The organism is Streptomyces sp. AF1A (assembly GCF_047340315.1).
Classification (GTDB): domain Bacteria; phylum Actinomycetota; class Actinomycetes; order Streptomycetales; family Streptomycetaceae; genus Streptomyces.
In genome coordinates this window covers 1-4725 of sequence record NZ_JBLEBI010000299.1, presented here as the reverse complement: position 1 = coordinate 4725, position 4725 = coordinate 1, and the positions used below count along the sequence as shown (strand labels likewise).

The window sequence follows — 4725 nt, the reverse complement described above, 5'->3', positions numbered from 1 at the left end:
TACGCCCCGCCCGCCGGTTGGGCGGACGGCGTCCCGGACGACACGGTGGTGTGCCGCTGCGAGGAGGTCACCGCCGGGCAGGTCCGCACGGCCGTCGACGCCCTCGGCGCCACGGACCTGCGTTCCGTGAAGCTGCTCAGCCGCGCCGGGATGGGCTGGTGCCAGAGCCGGATGTGCGCGCCCGCGGTGGCGGGCCTGACCGGCTGCGCGCTCACCCCGGGACGCCGGCCGTTCGCGCGGCCGGTGCCGCTCGGGGTCCTGGCCGACCTGCCCGAGGAGAAGCCGGACCACGCCGCGAGCACCATCAGTGATGTGTCTCACCCGACTGACAGGGATCAGCCATGACCCGACCGGAACACCGCCCCTGGCGCGGCATCCTCGTCGCCACCGCACTCCCCCTGCGCGACGACCTCTGCGTCGATCACGACCGCTACGCCGAGCACTGCGCCTGGCTGGTGCGCAGCGGCTGCGACGGCGTCGTGCCGAACGGCTCCCTCGGCGAGTACCAGACGCTCACCGCGAAGGAGCGCGCCCGGGTGGTGCGGACCGCCGTCGCCGCGGTCGGCGGCGCGCGGGTGATGCCGGGCGTCGCCGCCTACGGCTCGGCCGAGGCCCGGCGCTGGGCCGAGCAGGCGGGTGAGGCCGGCTGCGCGTCGGTGATGCTGCTGCCGCCCAACGCCTATCGCGCCGACGAGCGTTCGGTCCTCGCCCACTACGCGGAGGTGGCCCGGACCGGGCTGCCCGTGGTGGCGTACAACAACCCGGTCGACACCAAGGTGGACCTGGTGCCCGAGCTCCTCGCCCGGCTGCACGGCGAGGGGTACGTCCACGCCGTCAAGGAGTTCTCCGGCGATGTGCGCCGCGCCTACCGCATCGCCGAACTCGCCCCGGAACTGGACCTGCTGGCCGGTGCGGACGACGTGCTGCTGGAGTTGGCGGTGGCGGGCGCGCAGGGCTGGGTGGCCGGGTACCCGAACGCGTTCCCGCGGGCCTCGGCCGAGCTGTACCGGGCGGCCGTGGCCGGCGACCTGAGCACCGCCCTCCCGCTGTACCGGCAACTGCATCCGCTGCTGCGCTGGGACTCCCGGGTGGAGTTCGTCCAGGCGATCAAGCTGTCCATGGACGTCGTCGGCCGGTACGGCGGCCCAGTGCGCCCGCCGCGCGTGCCGCTGCTGCCCGAGCAGGCGGCCGAGGTACGGGCGGCCACCGAGAAGGCCGTCGCCGCGGGTCTCGCCTAGGCGCTCACAAGGGAGCCGGATCATGCGCAGCAAGCTCGTCCTGCACGCCGTCGACTCGCACACCGAGGGCATGCCGACCCGGGTGATCACCGGCGGCATCGGCACGGTACCCGGTGCGACGATGAACGAACGGCGGCTGTACTTCCGGGACCACCTCGACCACATCAGGCAGTTGCTGGTGAACGAGCCGCGCGGCCACTCCGCGATGAGCGGGGCCGTCCTGCAGCCGCCGAGCCGCGCGGACTGCGACTGGGGCGTCGTCTACGTCGAGGTCTCGGGCTGCCTGCCGATGTGCGGGCACGGCACGATCGGGGTGGCGACCGTACTGGTCGAGACCGGGATGGTGGAGGTCGTGGAGCCGGTGACCACCATCCGCCTGGACACCCCGGCGGGGGTGGTGGTCGCCGAGGTCGCGGTGGAGGACGGCGCGGCGCGGAGCGTGACGCTGCGCAACGTCCCGTCGTTCGCGGTCGCCCTGGACCGCACCATCACCCTGCCCGACGGCCGCACGGTCACCTACGACCTCGCCTACGGCGGCAACTTCTACGCGATCCTCCCCCTCGACACGTTCGACCTGCCCTTCGACCGCTCCCGCAAGGAGGACGTCCTCGCGGCCGGCCTGGCGCTGATGCGGGCGATCAACTCCGAGGCGGAGCCGGTGCACCCGGCGGACCCGTCCATCCGCGGCTGCCACCACGTCCACCTGTACGCGCCCGGCGCCACCGCCCGGCACTCCCGGCACGCGATGGTCATCCACCCGGGCTGGTTCGACCGTTCGCCCTGCGGCACGGGGACCAGCGCGCGCATGGCGCAACTCCACGCGCGCGGCGAACTCCCGCTGCACACCGAGTTCGTGAACGAGTCCTTCATCGGCACCCGCTTCACCGGACGGCTGCTCGGTACGACGCGGATCGCGGGGGTCCCGGCCGTGCTGCCGAGCTTCACCGGGCGGGCATGGATCACGGGCACCGCGCAGTATCTGCTGGACCCCACCGATCCGTTCCCGCACGGGTTCGTCCTTTAGACTCGCGTGATGCGTGACATGGCACAGAGGCCGCGGCAGGGGGAGGCTCCCGCCTCGCTCCCCCGTCTGGGCGGCCGGCGGAGCAGCTACCGCGAGCGGGTCGCGGACGCGCTGCGGGCCGCGCTGATAGCGGGCGAACTGCGTCCGGGCGAGGTGTACTCGGCGCCCTCGCTCGCCGCGCGGTTCGGCGTCTCGGCGACACCCGTCCGGGAGGCGATGCTCGACCTGGCGAAGGAGGGCCTGGTCGCCACCGTGCCGAACAAGGGCTTCCGGGTCACCGCCGTCTCCGACCGGCAGTTGGACGAGTACACGCACATCCGCGCGCTCATCGAGATCCCCACCGTCGTCGCGCTGGCGCGCACGGCCGACCGGGTCTCCCTGGAGGCGCTGCGCCCCGCGGCCCGGGAGATCGTCACCGCCGCGGCGGCCGGCGACCTCATCGCCTACGTCGAGGCCGACACCCGATTCCACCTCGGTCTGCTCGCCCTGGCGGGCAACGCCCACCTGGTCGAGGTGGTCGCCGACCTGCGCGGCCGCTCCCGCCTGTACGGCCTCACCACCCTGGTCGAGGCGGGCCGCCTGCTCTCCTCCGCCGAGGAGCACCTGGAACTCCTGGACGCCCTGCTGGACCGCGACGAGAAGAGCGTCCACGCCGTCATGACCCGGCACCTGGGCCACGTCCGGGGCCTCTGGGCGGCGGGGGATGGGGCCGGCGACTGAAAGGCGCGCCGGCCGGGGACCCGGATCACGGCTCCCGGTGCTCGTGCGCCGCCTGCTCCAGGGCCGCCGCCTCCGCCTGGGCCAGCCGGGTCTCGGCGTCGACGTCGATGGAGCGGGTCAGCCACCAGTACAGCACCGCGGACACCGGCAGCCCGATGAACAGGGAGATGTCGGCGCCGCCCAGCGCCTTCGCGGCGGGGCCGACGAAGAGGGTGCCGACGGAGAAGAACGGGATCATGACGACGAAGCCGACCAGGTAGGAGATGATGCCGTGCCAGCCCCAACGGCCGTAGATGCCGTGGGGGTTGAAGATCTCCGCGATGGCGTAGTGGCCGCGGCGCACCACGTAGTAGTCCATGAGGTTCACCGCGGTCCAGGGGATGAACAGGTAGAGGACCAGCAGCAGGAAGTCGTTGAAGTTCTGCAGGAAGTTTGCGGTGGCGGCGAGCGCGCCGACCAGGGAGAGCGCCGCGGTCAGGCCGAGGGTGAGCAGACGTACGGCGAGCGTCGGGCGGACCCGCTTGAAGGAGTCGATGCCGCTGATGAGGGTGAGCGAGCCGCCGTACATGTTCAGGGCGGTGACGGACACCAGGCCCAGGGCGGCGAACAGCAGCACGACGGCGCCGAAGCCGTCGAAGACCTCGTCGCCGGCGGCGTTGATGGACCTGATGGTGTCGAAGTCCTTGCCCGCCCAGGCGGCCAGCAGCGAGCCGAGCACCATGAGCCAGGTGCCGCCGAGCGCGGAGCCGAAGTACGTCCAGTAGAAGGTCTTGCGGACCGTGACGTCCGGCGGGAGGTAGCGGGAGTAGTCGGAGACGTAGATGGCCCAGCTGATCTGGTAGCCGGCGACCACGCCGAACTGGGCGAGGAACGGCGTCAGTCTGAAGGCGCCGAGGTCGAAGGAGCCCGCCGGGTAGTGCAGGGTGACCAGGACGCCGACCGTGAACACCCCGAAGATGAGCAGGAAGGTGTACGTCAGGAACCGCTCGGCCTTGTGGATGACGTCGTAGCCCACCAGCGCGATGACCAGGGCGACCACGGTGACCACGATCACCCACAGCTTCACGCCTCCGTGCAGCGTGGTGTGCAGGGAGTCGGCGGCGAGGATGCTGTTGAAGACGTTGAACCCCGCGTACTGCACATACGCGAAGAGCCACACCAGGAGAGCGCCGACATAGCCGAACTGGGGCCGCGACTGGATCATCTGCGGCAGCCCCAGCTGCGGACCCTGGGCGGAGTGGAAGGCCATGAAGAAGGTGCCGATGACGGTGCCGGAGACGATGGCCAGCAGCGACCAGATGAGATTGCCGCCCGAGGTGATGCTGATCAGCCCCACGGCCAGCGTGGCGATCTGCGCGTTCGACATGAACCACAGCGGGCCCAGGTGCCCCAGCTTGCCGTGCCGCTCGTCCAGAGGCACGTAGTCGATGGACCGCACCTCCAGCCCGGACACTTTCGGCTCCGCTGATGTGCCCATGCCGCCTCCCGAGCCCGCCCTGTCTCTCGCGTCACATTCTGCCCCGGTGGAGCTGCGGTGACGCCCCCGCGCAGCCGGAAAGATCGACGGAGCCGGCCGCCGGGTCGCCGGCCGCGGCAGCGGGCCTGACCGCCGGCTGGTGCCGGGCCCTCGGCGGGCTGCGATGCGACAATCGAGGCATGGGCCTTGTGCCCCGATCGCGCGGTCACGCCGTGGTCGCGACCGGGGCGGTGTCAGGAGGTCGGCATGTACCGCTCCGGTGAGGG

General features: G+C 71.9%; 5 protein-coding genes. 4 read left to right on the top strand and 1 reads right to left on the bottom strand.

The features are described from left to right. From ACLU3S_RS35940 to ACLU3S_RS35925, 4 genes are all read left to right on the top strand, one after another. Window positions 1-345, top strand: a 345-nt coding sequence (locus ACLU3S_RS35940; protein ID WP_413956172.1) for a (2Fe-2S)-binding protein, incomplete at its 5' end; no start/stop codon positions are given. Then, complete coding sequence (locus tag ACLU3S_RS35935; RefSeq protein WP_413956171.1) at window positions 342-1238, top strand: dihydrodipicolinate synthase family protein; 897 nt, start codon at window positions 342-344, stop codon at window positions 1236-1238. The genes ACLU3S_RS35940 and ACLU3S_RS35935, both read left to right, overlap by 4 nt. A gap of 22 nt (window positions 1239-1260) precedes the next feature. Continuing rightward, window positions 1261-2262, top strand: a complete 1002-nt coding sequence (locus tag ACLU3S_RS35930) for a proline racemase family protein (protein WP_413956170.1) — start codon at window positions 1261-1263, stop codon at window positions 2260-2262. A gap of 9 nt (window positions 2263-2271) precedes the next feature. Then, window positions 2272-2982, top strand: a complete 711-nt coding sequence (locus ACLU3S_RS35925) for a GntR family transcriptional regulator (protein ID WP_413956169.1) — start codon at window positions 2272-2274, stop codon at window positions 2980-2982. 25 nt (window positions 2983-3007) lie between these two features. On the opposite strand, the gene ACLU3S_RS35920 is transcribed toward ACLU3S_RS35925, so the two are convergent. Continuing rightward, window positions 3008-4459, bottom strand: coding sequence for a purine-cytosine permease family protein (locus ACLU3S_RS35920; RefSeq protein ID WP_413956168.1), 1452 nt, complete (start codon window positions 4457-4459; stop codon window positions 3008-3010). Window positions 4460-4725 lie beyond the last annotated feature (266 nt).

What these genes read in the sequence shown, in the direction of transcription:
- ACLU3S_RS35935 (WP_413956171.1), top strand. Translation starts at nt 342, where the DNA reads ATGACCCGACCGGAACACCGCCCCTGGCGCGGCATCCTCGTCGCCACC.
- ACLU3S_RS35930 (WP_413956170.1), top strand. Translation starts at nt 1,261, where the DNA reads ATGCGCAGCAAGCTCGTCCTGCACGCCGTCGACTCGCACACCGAGGGC.
- ACLU3S_RS35925 (WP_413956169.1), top strand. Translation starts at nt 2,272, where the DNA reads ATGCGTGACATGGCACAGAGGCCGCGGCAGGGGGAGGCTCCCGCCTCG.
- ACLU3S_RS35920 (WP_413956168.1), bottom strand. Translation starts at nt 4,459, where the DNA reads ATGGGCACATCAGCGGAGCCGAAAGTGTCCGGGCTGGAGGTGCGGTCC.